This window comes from Fibrobacter sp. UWB13 (assembly GCF_900177805.1).
Taxonomy (GTDB): domain Bacteria; phylum Fibrobacterota; class Fibrobacteria; order Fibrobacterales; family Fibrobacteraceae; genus Fibrobacter.
Genome location: NZ_FXAX01000001.1, coordinates 1,851,307 through 1,873,597 on the forward strand (window position 1 = coordinate 1,851,307; position 22,291 = coordinate 1,873,597).

Sequence of the window (22,291 nt, forward strand, 5' to 3'; positions counted from 1 at the left end):
AACACCTCGGCGAACGCCGAGGTGTTTCGTTGTAGGATTTGATAGAGAGAAAAATTATTTTCCGCCGACAGGGAACAGCGCAAATTGCAACTGAAAAACTTTATCTGAATTCTTATCTTCTTCGGCGATGAGCGCAATTTCCTTGCGGAAGGCGTTGATGCGCTCTACGATGCGTTCGTAACCTTCCTGGCTAATGCCTAGCGTAAGCCCAGAAACATGACGCGAGCCCGGCGGGTCGCGATCAATAGAATCCGCAGCAAGCTTTAGACAATGCTGGTGGAAACCGCGCAGCGCAAGTTTTGACGTGCGATCCCCCGTGCTAATCGCGCTCTCGGTGAGCACGTATTTGCCGTCATCCCCTTTCTTGATAAGTTCACAGTCTTCGAGCAACTTGACCGATTTTTTTGCCTCGTCCGCCGTCACATGCGGGTGGACCATTTTCGCAAGCGCTTCGTAATCGCCATCAAAACCGAACATGCCGATAAGACTGCGAATAATCAGGTGCCGCCAATGCGAATACACCATGTACTGCGCATGCCCGAGAATATGCTGTTTCTCGGAAAAGCGCACCACCTTGAGCGCCGCCTGCATTTCTTCAAACGCAGCATTGCGCTCCTCCATCGTATCCGCCTGATTGAACTTCACAAGCCCAATAAAAAACTCGGTCTCGTGCTTGCCCAGGCGCAGCCCAGAAGCCACTTTCGGGATGCTCGCGCTCGAAAGATTTTTGTCACCGTTCATCACGCGACTGATGAAATCTTTGGCCTTGAACCCGATTTTATCCGAGAAAACGCGGAGCGAAAAGGCAGGGTTCGCCTCCTTCTTTGCGCTATAATAATCCTTCAAAAACTCCCGGTAGTCCAGGTATTCGAAGATTTTTTTCCCTAGTTTCTTTTCGCCCATGCCATAAATGTAAGAAAATTATGTTTTGCGGGGTATAAAAAAGCGACTTTAGCGTTGTCCAGAAACAACGAGAAATCAGCTTTCACGAGAAAAGCGCTTTGAAGTGCGCGCCGCAAGATATAGATTATGGGTATGGGGGAATAATCCCCCTAATTGCAGCCCGCTTCGCGGTCTTCCATTACCCCCAATGCGGGCTTCAGACGCCAGCCCGCAACGCCTGGCTTAATTGCTATAAAGGGATGGAACAAGCCAAAAGTTGGGTAATCGCAAAAAAAGTGAGGAACAATGGGTATGAAAGGTTTTGGTCAAATAGCGCTTGCAAGCGTTGTCTCAATTTTCGGAATTTCCGCAGTACATGCGGCAGATGCGGCTGCAAAAATTCAAGCCTCTGAAGTCGTTACGCTCCCGTCCGACGCCGCTTACGGCGGTGGCGACAAAGTCGGTTCACAGCTGATTGCCGCCACGTACAACGCCGGGAAAGGCCCAGGCATTTGGATTGTCGCCGATGGCGGTTACAGGCTCTACCACAACGGTTCACTCCTCGCCGAAGATAATCAGGCAGGCCGAGTACGCTTTATCCCGATGACATTCCTGCCCGGCGAAAACGCCATTTCTGTCGTGAGCGTGAACGGCAAAGGCGCCCCGGGCGTTCTCGTGCAAATCGACGACCTCGACAAATCTTACTATTCCGGCAGTGGCTGGAAGTCAAAGCCCGTTGTCAGCAACAACTCCTGGAAAAACAAGGGCCGCGACCTCTCGCAATGGGGAGGCGCCACAACGCTTTCTTACGCAAACAACAAGCTCCCGAGTGGCGGTGCGCTCGGAAACTTCGCCGCAAACACACAAGCGAAATGGATTTGGACAAGCGATGAATCCGACCCGACAGCAGTGCTCCTTTTCACGTTCAACGTGAAAGCCGAAGGCTTTGGCGTATCCACAACGGGTGGCGACGCAGGCAAAGTCGTCATTGCAAGCGATTCCGCAAGCATCCGCAAGTACTTGCAGAGCAACGATGCGGTCACGATTCTCGTGCCCGAAGGCACTTACGACTTCAGGCGGATGCGCAATGCGGTGACCGAGGCGAATGCGGCCGGACGTACCTGGTGCCGCACGACTTGCGGCGAGACGAACCGCGTGACGGGCAAGACGAACAAGTTCTACCGTATCGCCTTCGAGAAAAACAGTTGCGCGAGCCTCGGCGAATCCGGACTTGAAATCGTGAAGGAATCGGACAATCTGCAGGCGTGGAGCAACTGGATTACCACCAAGCCTAACAAGAGTCTTGTGGGCATGGGCCGTGGCGCAAATCTCCGCGGAGCATCCATCGCCGTGCGCAGTAACGAAGGTTCTGGGAACCACATCTACCGCAACCTCGCCATTTACGATGTGAACCCGCACTTGATCGAAGGCGGCGACGGCCTTGAAACCGTAGGCACCGCCAGCAAGCACGTAGACAAATTTTGGGCCGACCATATCAGCTACAAATGGATTTCCGATGGCATGGATATGGAATTTGTTGACAACGCCACCATCAGTTATCTCGATTTTGACGGAGCCAACGAATACAACTGCTGGGGTACCGACCCTTACATGGCTCTCGTTGAAGACGCCCATTTAACTTACGCCAACAACTACTGGCACAACACTTACGGTCGCGTCCCGAAAGTCACCGGTGAAAACAACGGCTCGCAAGTTCATTTGTACAATCAGTACGTTGATTACAACCGATTCTTTGTCGCAGGCGCAAACGGTCACAGCGCAAACGCCAAGGCTTATGTGCGCTACGAAAACAGCTACATCAGCGATGGTCAAGGCTACCTCGCCGAATGGGGCGATAACGGCTACGTTTACTTTAGCGGAGTTACGTTCGGGAACGGCACCAAGCAACAGCACCGCTACAACGGCACCGTGAAGCAAGGCATTCCGCAGGCAGAAACATTCAACCCGAGCTACAGTTTTGAAAAGCGCAATGTCGCAGACCTTCCGAAAGAAATCCCGAACCTCTCGGGCGTGGGCGGACGCTACGGCAAAATGCCCGAATACAACCAGGGCTTCGGTCAAAGCAACAAGGCTGCAAGCGTAACGCTCACCGCACCTGCCGCTGGCGCAAAAATCACTGCAAGCGCAGACGTAACCTTAAAAGCCGACGCCAAGGATAACGACGGCTCCGTGAAAAGCGTAGCATTCTACGTCGGCAACACGCTCGTTGGAACATCGACCACTGCGCCGTACCAGGTCACCGCCAAGAATCTCGCCTCAGGCACACATTCCGCAGTCGCCGTCGTGACGGACAATTCCGGACTCACATGGATGTCTGAATACGTGACGTTCACCGTCGAAAGCGCAGCAGAATCTAGCAGTTCAACAGTCGCTGAATCCAGCTCTAGCGAAGTTTCTTCATCGAGCGTCGCGGAATCTAGCTCCAGTGCGACACCCGCAAGCAGCTCCAGCGAAGGGACCATCGGCATCGCCTCCCCCATGCAGCGCGCGACCGAAGCCGAAGCAGGCTTCTACCGCATCTTTGACATTCAGGGTCGCCCGCTGTACTCCGGCAACAGCAAGCCCGCCAGGATGCCCGCTGCGCACGTCATCGTGATTGAATACTCCAAAACAGGCAAAACATTACGCCACTATATCCAATAACGATTACTATAGCGATTAATAGCCCTCCCGCTTTTAGCAAATCTTATATATATTGGTATCAATGAAGTTCTGCAAAAACATATTGGCTGTTTCGATTGCGTCCACCGCAATTTTTGGAGGTTGCTCCTCCGACAGCCAAATTGCAGGCAACAGCGCCGAGACGGGTTCTCCTGAACTCGCCGGCATTTTCCTTTTGGATAACGGCAAGCCCGCCGCATTTGCGCGCGTGCATTGCGTCCCTAGCGACTTTGACGCGGCCTCAGGCGAGCTCCCCGCCGCCTACACCACGGATACGGATTCCACAGGCTACTACAGCCTCGATTCCATTCCTGCAGGCACTTACGCCGTCGAAACTTTCCATGAAGAATCCGGCAAGCGGTTCCTCGTACAAAACGTAAGCATCACCGAAGACGATTCCATCGCCGTTAGCGACACACTCCGCGCACCAGGCTCTGTCGAAATCGCGTTCAACAGCCTCATTGAAGACGGCACGTCCGCCATGGTCACAATCCCCGGAACAACCATCTTACGCAAAGTGATCGTTCACGCGCAAAAGGCCATTATCGACAGCTTGCCCACCGACACGCTTGGTCTCAGAATTTATATAGAAAACGACACGTTGGATTACGGGGATGTCTTCGTCAAATCAGATACGACCGTCCAGACGCTCGTCAACTATCCACTCATCGAATACACGTTCGTCGCCCCGCTTGCACTCCCCGAAGGCGAAGACACTCTCTCGTCTTTTGTGAGCGACATTCCGCTTGCGCTCCGCCTGACTGCAGAAAACAGCGACATCGATACACTCGCTCGCTTGCAAGGCCGCTGGGAAGTTGTACGCATTTCAAAAGATGGCAAGCGCAGCAAAAAGCTCCCGATTGTGAATTCAGTCCTTGACGAAAAAGAAGCTATTTTCTGGGTAAGCGTGGATTCTCTAAACGTTTCCGACTCACTCGAACTTTCATTCAACAACGCGCTTGAACCAGGTTACGCTCACGACGTATTCCCGACCAACCGCAGCTATTCGCTCGTGTACCATTTCGATAGCGAAACCGACATCAAGGACGATGCCGAAAAGGGCTATTTCGACGGATCGCTAACCGCCGCAGAAACGGGAACCGAAACGGTGGCAAATCTCAACGCAGACGGTGTACTCGGCACATCCATTACGCTAGACGCAACAACTTCAATCATCGCGACAAACTCCGCCAAGATAGACTCCACTCGCAAGGTTAATTTGTCCTTTGACGGCAAGCAATTCTGTTTTTCGCTGTGGGTCAATCTCGAATCGCTAAAGCAACAGACCATCTTTGAAAAAAATGATGAATACGCACTCCGCTACTCACCTGAACAAGGCTTTGTCGTAGAATTCTATCACATCGCCACAGAAAATGCCGCCGATGAAGGTGCCACAGACACCGCAAGTTACAAACAAACGTGGGCGTCAGGCACAAAAGGAATTGAAGCAGGCAAATGGATATTCATTGCATTCAGCAAGCATTCCATACCGCAAACAAATTACTTTATCAACAGTGCACCAATCGAAGCCGAAGAAACCCGCAGCGATTGGGATGGCAACCGAGAATTTGCAGACTTTAAAATCGGCGGATTCAACGGGAAAATAGACGAGCTCATGCTCGGTAGCGCATTCCGCGACGATTCCTGGACTCGCCTCACCTACCTCAATCAAAAGCCCGAAGATTCCTGGCCAAAACTTTCCGCGAGAAAATAACTCGGTCACTGCCCACGCGTTCAGCACTCAGTTACTTACTATTATATTATATACGCAAAAATGCCCCGCGATTTTAAGAGTGCGTTTTAAACTTTCAAAAAAACCTTATTACATTTTGCCGAAGAACAATGTTCCTTACGGTTTTGACATACATAGCCATCGGGCTTTTGGCAATACTCGCCATCTTCTATCTCGGGTTAGAAGTGCGGTTCTACCGTGCGCTCGGGCGTGTGCGCGAAGGCTTTGCCGACCCAAAACCGCTCCCGAAGGTGAGCATCCTGATTGCGGCGCGTAACGAATCCGAAGGCATCCGCGAAACGCTCGATTCCGTCCTCTCGCAAGATTACGAGGGCGAATGGGAGGTCTGGGTAGCCGATGACCGCTCCACGGACGACACCCCGAAGATTCTCGCGGAATACGAAGCAAAGTTTGAACGCCTCCATGTGCTCACGATTGATTCCATTCCCGAAGGCGTGAGCCCTAAAAAGCAGGCCCTTTCAAAGCTCATCGATGCCTGCAACGGTGAAATTCTCTGCCTCACAGACGCCGACTGCATCGTACAGCCGTCCTGGATCAAGTTCCTCGTCAAGGAATTTGAACCGGGGATTGAACTTGTCGCCGGGCATTCGTACATTCCGACCGACAAGAGTTCGCCGTTCATCATCTGCATGCAAGCGGTCGAAACGCTGATTTACCGCATCGCAGGCACAGCAGGCCTCGCCATGCACCTCCCGCTCACAAGCACTGGCAACAACCTCGCCTACCGCAAGAGTTTCTTCCAGAGCGTGAACGGCTTTACGGGCGTCATCAAGATCCAGAGCGGAGACGACGACCTCCTGATGCAAAAACTGGCAGCCGACCGTCCATGGGCCATGCGCTACTGCATCACGCCCGCCACGTTCGTCACCACAAGCGGCAAGGAAACACTCAAGGCCCTCTGGGAACAGCGCAAACGTTGGGCATCAAAGACCATCTACTACACCCCGAAAATCGTCTTTGTGCTCTCGATGGTGTTCCTGTTCCTTACCATGCTCTGCATCACCGCAGCATTCTCGATTTTCAGTTTCAAAATTTTCGTCGCCACATTGATAGCGTTCTTGTGCAAGAGCGTAGGCGACATGGTTCTCATTATTCGCGGGCTCAAAATATTCAAGCAGGAACACCTCCTCAAGTGGTGCATCCCGGTTGAGTTCATCCACGCCCCCTTTACCGTACTGGCCGTTCTGTTCGGACTGTTCGGACGTTTTAAGTGGAAATAAAAATGGCAACGACTAAAACAACAACTAAGGCGACAACTAAAACCACTACAAAGAAGACCGCCACCAAAACGGCAAAAGCGGCAGTCGAAGGTAAGACGCTCATCATCGCGGAAAAACCCAGCGTGGCAGCCGACCTCGTCAAAGTGCTCGGTGCAAAGTCCTTCAAGAAAGAAACCGCCTATTACGAAAGCGACACGACCATCGTAAGCCATGCGATCGGTCACCTCGTAGGTATCGCCGACCCGAAGGATATTGACGAACGTTACAAGGCATGGGACATGAAGACGCTCCCCATGCTCCCCGAAAAGTTCCCGCTCGTTGCCCTCCCAACCACTAAAGCCCATCTCTCCGCCCTCGGCAAGCTCATCAAGCGCAAGGACGTGACGACGATTATAAACGCGTGCGATGCGGGCCGCGAAGGTGAACTGATTTTCTATTACATCGTGGACTACATCCTCAAGGGGAACTTCAAGGGCAAGACGTTCAAGAGACTTTGGATGCAGAGCATGACGCCTGCCGCCATCAAGGACGCCTTTGAACACCTCCGTACCGAAGAAGACATGGTGAACTTGAGGAACGCCGCCCTCTGCCGTAGCGAAGCCGACTGGCTCGTAGGCATGAACGGCAGCCGTGGCCTCACCGCCTACAACAGCTCGATGGGCGGGTTCCAGATTACGCCGTGCGGACGCGTGCAGACCCCAACGCTTGCCATTATCGTGAAGCGCGAAGAAGAACGCAACCGCTTTGTGCCGCAAAAGTTCTGGACCATCGAAGCCTCGTTCGACAACTCCGGAGCCGGTTACCAAGGCAAGTGGTTCACCGTCGATAAAGAAAACAACAAGGACCGCGTCAAGCAGATTTTTGACGAAACCCGCGCCCAGGAAATTCTCGCCAAGTGCAAGGGGAAGACTGGCTCCATCGAAGAGACCACCGCCCCGAGCCAGCAAAAATGCGGCCAGCTCTATGACCTCACCACGCTCCAGCGCGAAGCGAACAACCGCTTCGGCTTTAGCGCTAAGACAACGCTTTCCATTGCCCAGTCGCTCTATGAACATTACAAGGCGACCACATACCCGCGTACCGATAGCCGTTGCTTGCCCGAAGACTACGTCGCTCCGGTGAAAGCCACCCTCGGCAAGATCGAAGGTCCGCTCGCCAAGTTTGCGCAAGAAGCTTTGGACAAGAACTACGTGAAGCGCACGCCTAAGGTTTTCGACAATTCCAAGATTTCGGACCACTTCGCCATCATCCCGACAGGCGTCGTGCCGAAGGGACTCTCCGAAGCCGAAGAAAAAATCTACACGATGATTTGCCAGCGCTTTATTGCGGTGTTCTTCCCGCCTGCGCAGTACTTGAACACGACCCGCATCACGACGGTCGAAAACGAAACCTTCATCACCGAAGGCAAGATTCTCGTGGACCCGGGCTTCAAGGCTATTTACGGCAAGGAATCCGACGAAGAATCGAACATTCCAAAGCTGAACGGCAACACCGCCAAGACGCTTGCAATTGAATCGAAGGAAGACTTTACCAAGCCGCCAGCACACTACACCGAAAGCACGCTTTTGTCGATGATGGAAAGTGCAGGTAAGCTCGTGGAAGACGATGAACTGCGTGACGCCATGAAGGAACGCGGTCTCGGAACGCCTGCCACACGCGCCGCCATCATTGAAAAGCTCGTGAGCGACAAGTACGTTGTCCGCGACGGCAAGGAAATGATCCCGACCGCAAAGGCTTTTGACCTCATCAAGGTCCTCTCCGCCATGAACTGCGAAGCCCTCACCAGCCCGGAACTCACCGGAGAATGGGAATACAAGATGGACCTCATCTCGAAGGGCAAGGAATCTCGCGAAGCGTTCATGAACGGCATCGTCGAAATGACAAAGACGATGGTGAAAAATATCAAGGGATTCAAGGAAGAAAGCACGACTGGCGAAGCAAGCTTCAGCCCCGTGAACGGCAAGAAGGTTTTCGAAACGGTCAGCCGCTACACCACCGAAGACGGCATCGTCATCCGCAAAATTGTGGGCGGCAAGCACTTGTCCGAAAGTGAAATCGTAGAGCTCTTGACCAAGCGCAAGATTGGACCGCTCACAGGTTTCCGTAGCAAGAAGGGCGCTGAATTTTCAGCAGGCCTCATCATCAATGACCAGAACAAAGTTGAATTTGTCTTTGAAGAAAAGCCCGAAGAAATCGAACTCGGTGAAGTTATCGGCAAGTCTCCGGTAGACGGCTCCGACGTTTACGAAACGCTCACGGGCTACGTTTCCGAAAGCTATGTGAAGAAGGAACCGAGCGGGCTTTCGCTTCCGAAGATTCTTCTCGGCAAAGAAATTCCACTCGACGACATCAAGAAATTGCTCGCCGGCGAAAAGACTTCGCTTATCAAGGGCTTCCGCAGCAACAAGACTCGCCGCCTGTTCGACGCCTACCTCACGCTCGTGAAAGGCAAGCTCAAGTTCGAATTCCCGCCACGAGAATTCAAGCCCCGCCGATTCGGTGTGAAGAAAAAGAGTGAAGAGTGATTGCAGGAACTTAGTCATTAGTAGTTAGTCAATAGTTTAATTTTGACGCCTTCGGCGTGGTTATACATCACTAATGACCATTGACCAATGACTATTGACATTTTCTTAGTTTCAGTCCCATGCCTTTAAGATTTCTACTTACACTTACTCTTATCGCGGCTTGTTCTCTCTTTGCGCAAGATTACCAGATCGACCGGTATATACCGGAATCGAGTTCTTCCGAAGTTTCAATATGCGTGATGATATCATCGTCTAGCGTACAGCAGATGACTCCTACCGTGAGCAGTTCTTCCGCAACCTCGCAGTCTTCATCAAGCGTTGCTAAGTCCGGCAAAAATCCGTATAACTTGCCCGACGAACTCATGCCCTTGTGGAATTCCATGTCCATGCGCCAAAAGGCAGGCCAAATGATCATGGTGTTCCTCACCACTCCACAATTCGTCATCGAAAACGAACTTGGTGGCGTGCTCATTACAGGCAAGCACCTCCGCAGTTTCGACAGTTACAAAGAACGAATGGACGAAATCGACAGCAACCTGAAGATTCCTCTTTTCACGGCACTCGACCAAGAAGGCGGTCTCGTCAACCGCTTAGTATCGTATTCCAAGCAATGGGAATCCCTCCCGAGCGCCCGCGAAATGCGCCGTATGGACACCACGCAAATTCGCACACTTGCAAAAAAAATTGGACGCGCACTCAAGGATATCAGAATTAACATGAACTTAGCTCCCGTTTTGGATCCGTCCAAAGACCATCGGCAGTCTAATTCGTTCATGGAAGAGAGCCGCCGCTCCTGGGGTCACGACACTACAAACGCTTACAAAGTAAGAGCATTCGTCAACGGCATGCGCGACAACGGCATCATTTGCGTTTCAAAGCACTTCCCCGGTTACGATTCCTGGACCAATAGCGATTTGCAAATCGCCATCAGCGCCTCGCCCAAGGAAAAAATCGAGCAGAACATAAGCTTCTTCAAGACGCTTTCCAAGGACATCCCCGTTACAATGATGTCAAGCGTTCACTTCTTGCGCATTTCCAGCCGCCCCGCCGTCTTTGACGCCAACATCGTGAAAATGGCACGCAAATTCTCCCCAGACATGGTCATGCTTACCGACGACCTCTGGGGCACCTCGTTACGCACCTGGGCCAGCGGCAAAACGCAAATCGCTCCTCGCAAGACCTACCCGGACAAAGACTTCAAGCGCCTCGTCACCGCCATCATTGACGCGGGTAACGACATCCTCATGATTTCTTACACGTCCAAAGCCAAGGACATGCTCAACATCATGATGGAACTTTCAGACAAAAGCTCAAAATACAAGAAGCGCATCGAAGAATCCGCCGCCCGCATCTTGAAGCTGAAATACAAAGCTGGTATTTTGAAGTTATAAATTTTCGCGGCGTCTTGAGCAACAATTCCGCGCGCATCTCGCAGACACAATTTTCGCAATAGCCATTGACTAATGACTACTTACTAAAAGCCTGCTTCTTGGCAACGGAGATATTCACGACGTTCTTCATCACGCCCGCCTCGCCAACTTTCTCCAACGCAGACCTCAAAATGGCAGCCGCCGCAAGCGTATCGTCCAAAGCGCGGTGATGATTAAAATCCGGGAGTCCCAGTGATTCCGTGAGTTTGTGCAAACTATAGCTCGGTTGCCCCGGGAACACACGCCGCGAAAGCTTTACCGTACAAAGTCTCGCAGGATTGAACTTAATGCAACAGCGTTTCAGTTCCGCAGTCATGTACTTGCAGTCGAACTGAACGTTGTGCGCTACAAAAATGCGGTCTTGCAATAAAGCAGCCACATGCTCAGCAATCACGCCAAATTGCGGTTGTCCACTAACCATCTCGTCGGTGATGCCCGTAAGCTCTCGCACAAACGGCGTTATCGGCTTTCCTGGGTCTACAAGCGCGTGGTACGTTTCAACAATTTCGGAACCGTCCATCAGGGCGATTCCGATTTCCATTATTCGATTATCTTCACCATGTCCGCCGGTCGTTTCGAGATCGACTACCGCAAATTTTAGCAATGCAAATTACCTAACGGGGATATCGATATCGAGCGTCTCCATCCCGTCGCGAGCCTGCACACGCGCAAGCATCACATTAGACTTCGGGTGCCCGTAAACAGGGACAACCATCAAATTAGACACGCCTCTCTGTTCACTCGGAACCGCTTCGGTATCGTAAGCTGTTTTCGTAAATATAGGTTTCTTACCGCCATCGTAAAGGGAGTAAGTCAGCTTACGCGGGAATCCTTTCTTGATTTGCGAAGTCTTGACCTGGAAATAGATGTATCCGCCCTGCGGAACTGCTCTTAAGCTATCTCTAATTTCTTGTTCGGTGGCGTATTCCGCTTCCATGGCAAGGCGAACGTTCTTGCGCACACGATCCGGAGATTCATATTCCACCATCACATTGAACTTGGCATCTTCAGGGATGGCGCTCTCACGCACATCACGGATTCTACTGTTATTCTGGTGATATTCCCAACGACCATTGTCGTGTAAAATAACGGTCGAGCCGTTAGAAGCCATTGCGACAACATCTTCAGCGAAGACATTTGCGGCAATCGCAAAGACAAGAGCCATGCAGGCTCTCGAAAGATTTTTCATTCCACCCATAAGTACTCCGTTTTTATAAAACATCCCTTTACCTATGAGTAATATATATCACAAAATCGATTTTATCGAAAAAAACAAAATATTTGTGAAAATTCATAAAAAAAATGTGAGTTATGTAACAATTTTAAAACTTATTTTTGTACCGAAACCTAAATTTGCACCATGTCCGGAAAAATTCGATTTGCACCAAGCCCCACAGGATACCTTCACGAAGGCCATTTGCTTTCGGCACTTTATGTGTGGGCAGCGGCAAAAAAATGGAACTTAAAGATCCACTTGCGAATCGAAGACCATGACCAAAGCCGCGCACGACCCGCCTATATTGCTGGCATCCGAGAAGATTTGGCTTGGCTTGGGTTTAAATACGATTCCGAGAGCATACAAAGTGCACGCGGACAAGTCTACGAAGCGGCCCTCCAAAAGTTAAAAGAAAAATCGTTAGTTTACCCGTGCTATTGCAGTCGCAAGCAGCTCCTCGCCGAAAACCCGCAAAGCGAAACCGGTGAAATCATTTACCAAGGGAAGTGTTTGCACGAAACGCGCGTCATCCCGCTCCCTCACAACCTCCGCTTTATTGTCCCGAATAAGTTTATTGACTGGCACGACCTGCGTCTAGGGGACTTTCACGAAAACCCGAAACTCCAATGCGGAGACTTCCCCATCCGCGACCGCGACAACCAATGGACATACCAGTTCGCCGTCTGCGTAGACGACATCGACGAGCAAATCACGCACATCGTCCGTGGCGAAGACATTCGCAATTCCACCGCCCGCCAGATTGCGCTCATGGAAGCTCTAGGACGCACAGAGCGTCCCATCTACCTGCACCACCCGCTCATCGTAGACGCGAACAACAAGAAGCTTTCCAAGCGCGAACTCGCCCACAGCCTACGCCAAGATAAAGAAGCGGGAATCACGCCCGAGATGCTTTTCGGACGCGTCTGTTACAAGGCTCACCTGACTGAAAACGACACACCCATAGCCCTCGTTGACGCGATATCCATAATTATGGAAACTCTCTAGCGTTTTATTAGTTAAAAAAAATTTATATTCATGACATGGCATCAACGTCCGTGTCCGCAACCATTGAAAAAATTCGTGAAGAGGCATCAGTCTTTGAAAGCAAAGACCGCTTGCTCTGTTTTTCGCAAAAAAATAAATTCCAGTCCCCACTGCTTTTAGGCAATGGCGACCAGTTTTTTGAAACATGGCAAAACGAGCCCTCCCCACGCGCGTTTTCACAATTCTTCCCCATCTCTGCAAAATACGATGAGGAAAAGCAAGCCGCCGACCTCGACAAGTTCCGCAAGGTTCTCAAAGCAAAGACCGAAGACTTTTGCAACCAGGACTTGTACATCGCAACGGGATTCATCAAGTGGGGCGAAAAGAGCCTCGCTCCAGCGATCCTCATCCCGCTCGACTACGACGCTGAACACGACACGGTCGCCATTTCGGCACGCGCCCCAATAGAAAATATTGCTCTCTCGACACTTGATAAAGAAATCAAGTTCCCTGTAGCACTTGACTTTTTCAAGAACGGGACTTTTGCCATCCAGAAATTTTTTGACGCCCTCGAAAAAAAGATAGCGTCCAAAGCCGATTGGAAATTTACACGTAACGGCTACTGCGTCACGTTCTACAGCACCAACAGACTTCTCCTCAAAAAGAAACTGGCGAATGAATGCTGGACAACCGCCAAAGCCGCCAACCACGATTTCTTCATCGCAACGATAGGCAATGAAGGCTTCATGCCGCAGCCATCGCTCTTTGAAGAAATCCCCTACGACCACGTTTACAGCCCTGCGGATCATTACTTCCCGTACACGACTGATTCGCAGACAAACAAAGCGGTTATCGACGCGCTCAATCCAAAATGTTCCGCCTTTGCCATACAAGCACTCCCCGGATCAGAAAAAGCAAAGGCAGCTGTCAACATCACCGCAGACCTTATCCAGCAAAAGAAAAAAGTTTGTGTGGTAAGCCGCCGTGCCATTTCCAAGCTCAATTTTGAAAGCGCCTGGAAACCGCCATTCCGTTCGTTCCAAGGTCCTGACCGCGACACGCTTCAAACGCAGTTGAGCGAAACAAGGGCAAAGCTCGTCTCCTATTACGACGCCGTCAATTTTCCGCTCAAGCCCAGTGACGCTAAACTCACAGAACTGCTCGACGAAATTGCAAAGTTAAGACCTGTCAAGACAAAGTTTGCTAGCGACCTTTTCGAGAATATCGAAGACGTTCGCTATAAAAAGTTCAAGTCCATGCTCTCTAGCCTGGAACAAATGGAACAGCTGTTCTTCAACGAAAACGGCATCGAAATTTACAACGCCTTTGAAGGGGTTACACGACCAGCCGCATCGCAAGAGCGCAAGAACCTGATTGGCGAAGACTTGATTCAGGCTAAAGCTCTTGTCGAAACAATCAAGCCTTTTGTCGCAAGCATCAACAAATCCAAGCTCTATCTGGATGGATTCAAGCTTTCTGACATTTTAGAACTTGTCTCTATTTTCAAGAAAAACTTTGACAAGGAAATGCCCGGCTTCGAAGATTGGGACCTCCATTCAAACGGATGGATTGCCTACCAGGACGATCTCAACGACTTGCCAAACGCAGGCGCCCGCTGGTCCAGCTACCGTCGCAAGGGTTCCGACATCTTTACCGACGACGCCATCGAAGCAAACGTCCTTGCCGCACGCAAAGAATTTGAACAAAGTTTGAGTTCCGCCCTCAAGGCGCTCTCGGACCATTACCGCAGACCCAAGCGTCAACTGCTCAGCGTATTCAAGGATCCCAAGAGCATCACCTCCGATAACATGCTCATGGAGCAAATCGATAAGCTTATCGAAATGCAGGAATACAAGCGCAAGTACACGGATTCTTCTGTACTCGCCGCCCGACTGTTCGGCAAAGACTGGAAATACGAAAAGACCGACTGGAAAGATTTGGCAGACAAGATTCGCCATTACTACGTGTTCCGCGCACACATCAAGAATAGCGAACAACACGACTACTTGTTGCAATTGCTTTCCAAATGGCACTTGTTCAAACAATTCGCCGAAAGTCTGGACAAGATACAAATCAGCGCTCAAGAACTGCAAAAGAAGCTCCAGAGCATCAGCAAGTCTTTCAACTTGAGCGAATCGATGGATACTCAAACGGTCGACTCCTGGATTGACAAGATTGAACGCTGGTCTACATATTGGGATTCGCAAGACATTTATTTGCAACTTTGCGAGCACATCGAAAACATCTGCGATTCGCCCTGTGAAAACTTGGCACAATTTGTAAAGAGTTCCAAGAACGCAAGCAAAGACCTCGCCATGGCATTTGCACGCGCCTGGACGAACCGCCAAATGCAAGCCGCCTCTGCAGAATGCCCGGAATTGTTCAGCCCTTCCGCAAAGAACAGGAAGCAGCAGGGCAAGCAATACAGAACCCTTTTGGACCAGTTCTGCAATGCTAACTTTAGAGAATCTCACGATTCCGTTGAAAAGAATCCCGACTTGCTCCGTAGTTTCAAGCTATCGCAAACTTACGAACAAGATTTCGATTCATTCGACGTTACGTTATTCCTAGATGCCGACTGCATGACCATCGCCGAAGCGATGCCTGGAATTTTAAACTCAAAGAAGATTATCCTCTTTGGCAATCCTTGTGCGCCCACGCTCGAAATGCTCCCGATGGATGCCTGCAATATGGAAACCTCTTCGCAATCCATATTCTTCAAGGACAACGTTCTTTCGGCTGCACTGCGCAAGGGAATCCCCACACGCGTCATCGGCTACACAATGCAATATGCAGACCCGTCGTTATTCAGTTTCGCCAATAGCAGAATCTACAATAACGAAATGGCGCAGTTCCCGAACAGCAATTTGCCAACAGCCAAATTGCAGTCGCTCAAAATCGTTCGCGATAAGATTTTATCCATCGCCGAAAAGGCGGTGCAACATGCGACAAAGAACCCAAGCCAGACACTTGGGATTCTCGCCTCAAACCAATCTCTTTGCAACGAAATTGAAGAAGCCATCCAGAACCTTCTGAAGAAGTTCCCGAACGCATCGAGATTCTTTACGCAAGGGAATCTTACAAACAAGTTCTATATAAAGACGATTGAACGCGCTATAGACTTGTACCGCGACGTCATCTTCGTCTGTGTCGACATTGATAACATGACAAGCATCGCCGGAGCATGCAAGCTTTCGATTTGCACAACACTTGCAAAACAGAGCCTGAGCCTGTTCATGACGAACGAAGATGCCGACAAGTTCGCCAATGCCAAGCTGAATCTTTTCCAAGAATGGGTCAGCTCGTTAAAGAGCAAAACGACAGCAGAAAACACCATTGCATACGTCCAAAGTTCTGTTCTCGACGAACAAATTAAAGAAGTTTTCAAAAACGAATCCATAGCCTACAAGGACTATATCGCTCAAGGCGATATTCCTATAGGTCCGGTCGTCATCGATGCAAACAACTCCAAGCGTTTTCTCGCCGTTATCGAGACCGATTGCAATTGCGCACCGTTCAAGGAATCCATCGAAGACCGCGAATACACGCGCCCGAACACTCTTTCGAGACTCGGCTGGAAGGTCCTCAACATGTGGCTCCCGCTATGGAACATCTCGAATGCAGACGAAAAGGAAAACTTGATTGCCACTATTGCGATTGAGCAAAGTGTCGCACCGCCACCGCAAGAAGACATTCCTCTCGACGAAGCAGAACCGCACACCGAAGCCAAAATCGAACCGTACTGCGTCAAGCATCCGGCGATGACAGAAGCAAGCAGCAAGCCCATTACGGAGCTTTCGATGGACACGATTATCGAAGAGCTCAAGTTCTATGTCGATAGCGAAACGCCCATCCATGGCGAGCTTTTGTTGCAGAGGCTTTTAGAGAGGCACCACGTCGAACGTACTAGTACCAAGATAAACACCATCCTAAGTGAAGCGATCAAGCTTGCACTGCACCAGAAGCAGTTTATCAAGACGGGGCCGTTCTTCTACTCGCTCACGAACAAGAATGTGGTGTTGCGCGACCGTTCCGGTAGACCCGACAGCGAACGCAAGATGGCTTACGTGCCTCCCGAGGAACGCGCCCTCCTGAAGCTCGACGACCACAGCATCAAGCAAATGCTAGGCGTGCTGTAGGCGCCTCCAGTGTGACAATGGCGACCCCGGCACAAGGCCGGGGTGACAAGGCAAGAATGTATAAATACAAAACAAGAGCAGGCGGAGCCTGCTCTTTGTGCTTTAAGCGTTTGGACAAGCCTTAACGAAGCTTGACGACAAATGCGTTGATGTTATAAGCGGAAAGTTCGCGAGCCTTATCTTCGGCAACCTTGCGCTTTGTCCATCCACCGCCACGGAGCTTGTAGAACGGAGGATCGAACACCACCTGAATGGTGTAACCCGTGCTTGCAGAAAGCTGGGCTTTGCGTCTCTGAGCGGCATCAAAATCACCGACAGCTTCGAACTGGAGCATGTAGTAACCATCAGCCTTGTCGTTCTTGCCAGTCACCTTGGCAGGCACAGCAGAATTGCTTGTCGTATCGCGGAGCGATGCATTAAGCGTCGGCTTATACTCGTTACCGCGGAAAAGGGAATCCAAATCAGTTGGCGATCCGGCCCAAGCCATCGCGCATAAAGAAAGGGCAATTAAAATCTTTCGCATGTTCGAAATATAGAAAAAGCCTCCCCCTAAGGGGAGGCTTTAAAACCTTTACAGGTGCGTTTTATTCATTCGCAAGTGGAGGGAGGCTGCCAACTTCATTGGCGTTGTGACGGACACCCCACATTTCAGACTTTTCAAGCTTGTTCTTCTTGCCATACTTATCAAGCTGAACGAAAGTCTTGACCTTGGAGATGTAAGCACCGGAACCCACCATGCGGTTATCGTTGGACTTCATGTTCCAAACAAGGACGATGTTTCTACGATTCTTGACGCAGTTGCCACCGAAGAGGTCCTTGTCGTTGCAGTACACACGACCCTTCTGATTTGCGACAACGCCACCCAAGTTCGTGAAGAGCTGGAATTCGTAGTCGAAGTAGATATTGGCGAGATCTGCATCGGCGAATTCTTCCTTAGATTCCTTCAAGGCACCCATATCGCTCTTGACAAACCAGCCATGCGGAATATAACCATATGCATCATAGCCAGCACCACCAGCGCGGATATCCTTTCTGAAGTCATTTTCGTTCTTGTTAGCATCGTAGGTCATCACCGTGAACACCGGGAGTTTTTCGATTTCAGCCGGAGTATGGTTCGTCGGAATACCGCCCTTAGCACTCGGAATGAGTCTTACGATATAAGAGCTAACGTCACCAGTAATCAAGGCCCAAGGAGACGGGAGACGGTCCGTAGCATCGTAGCCAGGAGCAACGTTCCAGTTATGGGTTGCATCTTCAGCCGGGCGGAGAGTATCAGCACCAGGAGCAGAAGCGTAATCAGACTGGTCAGCAATCAAGCCTTCGCCATTCAAGCTTCTGAAGTGGATGTAGTCACCTGCCTGCGGGAATACAGCAGAACTCTGGCTATAACGGAGGTTCTGAGTTTCAAGATACTGTTCACCGTAGCTGATGTTTTCATCGACATCGATAAATTCTTCGTAATGACGAGTCTTGCCGTTGTTGATGAAGAACGAGAACACCTTGTCACCTTCTGCAACACCTGCAGTGGTCTTCCTAACCGGTTCAGAGAAGCGAACCTTCAGTTCAACATTCTTACCCGATTCGCCAGCCATAGCAAGTGCAGAGACGATCACCGGAGCAATACGGTCGTAAATATCTTTTTTGAAAGCAGTCGTAATAGGATCGCTTGTCGGAGTAGGCCTGTAGGTAGCCCAGGACCTAATTTGACCAATACCGCCAGTCTTTATGTCCTTGGAGAGGTTCTTGCCACCAAGCTTGATGACCGGTTCGCAATAATCCGGTTCGACATTTGCGGTATTGCAAGCTGCACCAGCTGCGATTTCATCCTTTTCAAAGACCACGGAATCCGTTTCATTTTCCCAGAAGACTTCAATCTTATTCGGGAGAGAGTCCTTATGGAACGGACGATGGTAGTAAGCAACGAGGGAGTCACCGATACCATCAAGGTATTCCTTAGCCGGGTCAAAGTACGGAGATTCGATATTCATCGCCATGTCAGAGACCTTACCATGAACGTCGTAAATGTCGGCAAACTGTAATACAGGAACCTTCGGTTCTATGAACTGCAAGTTCGTGTAGAGAGCATGCACATTACCAGCACCAGCGAGGCTTACATCAAGCGTAGCAAACTTCGGACTCTCATAAACCTGAGAAGATGTAACCACAACTTTACCACGGCCATTAATAATTTCACCGCTGACCATATCAAGACCGGCAGAAGTTTCACCGCCCTGAGCGAGCATAAAGTTGCAGTCTTCTCCACAGGGGGTATCATCAGGATTTAGAGCTAAGACATAAAACATTTCCGGAGACCCCTTCACACGCGTTGTGTCCGACCGGTCAGAGGAAATGATGTTCGTCGAAGTCGGGCCGTCCACAAAGACGAGCTGCGGCACGAAGAACTTGACCTTAGCGGCACGAGTGCTACCCACCACGTTCACAGAGACAGAGTCTTCCAACTTTGTACCCATGGAGCGAGCGAGGATCGTCACATAGACCGTATCGATACCATCATTCACTTCACGAGATGCACCCGGATTAGCAATCTGGGAAAGCTTGCCATTCTTCATTTCGTAGAAGACGGCATTAGCATTAGAAGAGCTCAAAGAGTAGCTACCTGTAGAGGCTTGCATTTCGAGAGGATCAGTGCAATCAGGAGTGGTGCAAGGATCGCGGAGACCGGCAATGTAGAGCGGAACGAGCTGGTCGACGTCCACAGCGCCATCCTTCGGAACAGCAGCCATCTTGCGTTCGATAAATTCATACGGGAGGCTATGGTTGCCAACATCGTCCACAACGACAGCGGTACGATTCGCAACACCAAGCTGACCGACAACATCAACCGTAATAGCCTTGAAATCATTACCAATGCGGATGATCAAATAGTACGTGTCAGCAGGAAGGAAGTTCTTCAACACATCCTTATTGACAATCGGATCATACGAAGTGGACACATTTATGCCATAATTCTTGCCGTCAAAATACTGTTTCGGATTGGCTTTTAAATCATCAACAGTAAGAACAACCTTGGTCGGATCCTGTCCGGTCGGGTCTTTGGTAAGTTCATAGTTAATTTCCATACCAGCGAGTTCCGCACCGCACATCGTCTTGTCACCACCAGCCGGATCTACTTCAGCAGCGCAGTTGCTTGCACTAGATTTCTTGTAGCAAATAGAGTAGTGCTGGTTACCATTATCAATGTAATCCGCATGGGCTTCACCCTTATTGTTCTTCTTATCAGTAATGCCTGTGGTCTGCTGGATGTACATGTTTGTCTTGATATGGACGTTACTCATCGTCGTACGACGGTCGCAGAAGTAGATATCGATCTCATAGTTGGAACCAACATCGGCATCCGGCATGAACTTATCCAAGTCAACGTAACCCGGAGCGGCAAGGTGAGTACCACCAAGGTCCACAGCGAGCTTGTTATCAATAAAGACCCAAATGTCATCGTCACCACGGAAACTGAACTTCAAGCCCTTCTTGAAGCGGAAGCTTGCATGAGATTCAAAGCAGAAGTGCTGGTTACGGCCACCCTTCGTAAGAACTTCGGAATCGCTAGCACCAGAAGTCCAACGAGGAACACCACCTGTAGGAACCTGATTCTTTTCGACAAGCTTGCCAGCAACAGTTTCAGTTCCTTCCTTAAAATAGGTCCAGCCGAGAGGTCCCATATTCGGGCAACCCCAACCCCAGCCGTCACCTTCCCAGGTCACGCCGAGCTTCTTCGTAATTTGAGCAGCGTCAGGAGTATCCTTGAATTCTTCACCAGCAGCAAAGAGACCTTCGCAGTCAATACCGCCATCCCAACCCGGGCCATTGCAAATGAGGTCACTCATAGCAACACCTTCAGTCGCATGAATAGTACGGAGACCATCCGGAGACTTAGAAAGCTGGTTATTATAGTCAGCGCAGAAGAAAATCGGACCTTCAGCCTTGCGCTTGTTTTCAGCAGCAGCCAAACGGGCAGAGAGCATCACCGGTCTTTCACCCGGAGTCATGCCAGAATCCAGAGGAGGTTCTTCGGCAGGATAGAAGCCACCCACCACCGGAGCACCCGGGCTCTGGTAGGTATCGGATTCAAATTCAAACTTACCGTCAGAAACCTGATTAAAGGTCATGTTAAAGCAGTACTTTTCGTTCACGCCCGGGGTGTAGTTAAACATAGCCGTGAAAGCTTCTTCTGCCTGAGCACCAAAGCAGCTCTTACCCTTAGTAGTAAGCACCATTTTCTTTCTGCCTGTGGTAGCATCCCTTTGCAAAGTGCTTTCCACCATGCCCTTAGTCACACCGATACACGGAACTTCGCCACCAGCAGAAGCAACCTGATACTTAGCAGACGCAGTATAGCAAGCGTTAGCATGAGCCTGAGCAGGAGTCTGTCCAGGAGCCCAGTCCGGGTTGCAGGTAAATGCACCATGCAAAGAAGCGTCGGTATCGTAAATCAAAGCGGCCAAATCGTAGCTGCACTTGCCAACAACATTCGGGCGGGTGTCGTACCAACCCATTTCATCACTCGGGAGCTTAGTAGCTTCATCAGGGTCAGCCACAAAGAAAAGTTCATCAGAATCAAAGAGAGCGAACATGCCTTCCAAACCGATCGGTTCAGCAGCGGTGCCTTCAACCTGCCAGCCACCATCCTTACCGATAGCTTCCTTCACTTCCGTATCATCATCGCGACGGATAAGGACCTTGGACGGGAGAGCTTCATCAATATAGCGTCTAAAATACCAACCGCACTGTTCGTCAAGTTCCAATTCATGGTCCTTGCCATCTTCAACAAGCAGCGGAATAGCACTCTTCCACGTTTCATTATTCGGCAAGAATACGTAGAAATACTTGACGTCAGGAGGAGTCTTGCTCATGTAGGTGATGTTAGCCTTGTTCGGATCCGGATGAGCGGAGATCCACAATTCACCTGCAGAACCGAAATCGGAGCAAGTAAAAGCAGTAGCGCTGTTATCGCTTATCTGCAAATACTTGACGTTCATCGAGTCTTTTCTTGCGCAATGACCGCTATTACAGTCATTAGCACCGGTTTCTTCAATGACAAAGCCCTTAGCTGAGTTCGGACCGCCGATTTTAGAGGCGCTAACTTGGAGCCAGTTAGCAAAGGTGCTCTTTTCAAATTCAGCCTTTTGTCCACCGGCAACAGCATAAGCAGATGTCCAACCTTCGGGCAGCTTGAAATAAACAGTGCCCTCACAAGCCAATGCAGCAAAAGCACTCTGCGCACCGGCAAAGAGCATTATACAGCCCAATACCCACCATTTTAAGGAGTTGATTCTGTTATTCATTGTTTTTCTTTCCATTTTCGGTTCTCTCTGACCGCGTTGCACATCAAGAAGAACAGCCTCCTCGATATACTACACCGAAACGAAATCTACTTTTTTAAATAAAAAAACGGAATTTTTTCTTTTAAATCCATGTGAAAAAAAATTTATATAAGGAAATCCA

12 protein-coding genes are annotated in these 22,291 nt (G+C 50.2%); 7 read left to right on the forward strand and 5 right to left on the reverse strand.

Going from position 1 to position 22,291, the window contains the following annotated elements:
- Positions 1-54 precede the first annotated feature (54 nt).
- Positions 55-903, reverse strand: a complete 849-nt coding sequence (locus B9Y77_RS07755; protein ID WP_073423527.1) for a TIGR02147 family protein — start codon at positions 901-903, stop codon at positions 55-57.
- A gap of 291 nt (positions 904-1,194) precedes the next feature.
- On the opposite strand from B9Y77_RS07755, the gene B9Y77_RS07760 reads away from it, so the two are divergent.
- From B9Y77_RS07760 to B9Y77_RS07780, 5 genes are all read left to right on the forward strand, one after another.
- Positions 1,195-3,546, forward strand: a complete 2,352-nt coding sequence (locus B9Y77_RS07760) for an Ig-like domain-containing protein (protein ID WP_254899963.1) — start codon at positions 1,195-1,197, stop codon at positions 3,544-3,546.
- 61 nt (positions 3,547-3,607) lie between these two features.
- Complete coding sequence (locus B9Y77_RS07765; RefSeq protein WP_085491107.1) at positions 3,608-5,278, forward strand: LamG-like jellyroll fold domain-containing protein; 1,671 nt, start codon at positions 3,608-3,610, stop codon at positions 5,276-5,278.
- A gap of 128 nt (positions 5,279-5,406) precedes the next feature.
- Positions 5,407-6,537 carry a glycosyltransferase gene (locus tag B9Y77_RS07770; RefSeq protein ID WP_085491108.1) on the forward strand — a complete coding sequence of 377 codons (1,131 nt, stop codon included), beginning with the start codon at positions 5,407-5,409 and terminating at the stop codon, positions 6,535-6,537.
- A 2-nt stretch (positions 6,538-6,539) separates the two neighbouring features.
- A complete protein-coding gene (locus tag B9Y77_RS07775; RefSeq protein ID WP_085491109.1) occupies positions 6,540-9,062 on the forward strand; it encodes a DNA topoisomerase III in 2,523 nt (840 codons plus the stop codon).
- Positions 9,063-9,181: 119 nt separating this feature from the next.
- Positions 9,182-10,453 (forward strand): glycoside hydrolase family 3 N-terminal domain-containing protein, encoded by a 1,272-nt coding sequence (locus B9Y77_RS07780; RefSeq protein WP_085491110.1) that lies wholly within the window; start codon positions 9,182-9,184, stop codon positions 10,451-10,453.
- A 76-nt stretch (positions 10,454-10,529) separates the two neighbouring features.
- On the opposite strand, the gene B9Y77_RS07785 is transcribed toward B9Y77_RS07780, so the two are convergent.
- Both B9Y77_RS07785 and B9Y77_RS07790 read right to left on the reverse strand, forming a co-directional pair.
- Complete coding sequence (locus tag B9Y77_RS07785; protein WP_085491111.1) at positions 10,530-11,096, reverse strand: 3'-5' exonuclease; 567 nt, start codon at positions 11,094-11,096, stop codon at positions 10,530-10,532.
- 6 nt (positions 11,097-11,102) lie between these two features.
- Entirely contained in the window at positions 11,103-11,690 is a 588-nt protein-coding gene (locus B9Y77_RS07790; RefSeq protein WP_073423542.1) for a hypothetical protein, read from the reverse strand.
- A 162-nt stretch (positions 11,691-11,852) separates the two neighbouring features.
- Between B9Y77_RS07790 and B9Y77_RS07795 the strand changes: the two genes are divergently transcribed.
- Together B9Y77_RS07795 and B9Y77_RS07800 are read left to right on the forward strand one after the other, a co-directional pair.
- Complete coding sequence (locus B9Y77_RS07795) at positions 11,853-12,713, forward strand: glutamate--tRNA ligase family protein (protein WP_073423543.1); 861 nt, start codon at positions 11,853-11,855, stop codon at positions 12,711-12,713.
- Between the two features lie 35 nt (positions 12,714-12,748).
- Entirely contained in the window at positions 12,749-16,831 is a 4,083-nt protein-coding gene (locus B9Y77_RS07800; protein ID WP_085491112.1) for a hypothetical protein, read from the forward strand.
- A gap of 121 nt (positions 16,832-16,952) precedes the next feature.
- Here B9Y77_RS07800 and B9Y77_RS07805 read toward each other — a convergent pair whose 3' ends face one another.
- On the reverse strand, positions 16,953-17,354 hold the full coding sequence (locus B9Y77_RS07805; RefSeq protein WP_073423545.1) for an SPOR domain-containing protein: 402 nt from the start codon (positions 17,352-17,354) through the stop codon (positions 16,953-16,955).
- A 61-nt stretch (positions 17,355-17,415) separates the two neighbouring features.
- A complete protein-coding gene (locus B9Y77_RS07810; RefSeq protein ID WP_254899964.1) occupies positions 17,416-22,131 on the reverse strand; it encodes a fibro-slime domain-containing protein in 4,716 nt (1,571 codons plus the stop codon).
- Between the last annotated feature and the right edge of the window lie 160 nt (positions 22,132-22,291).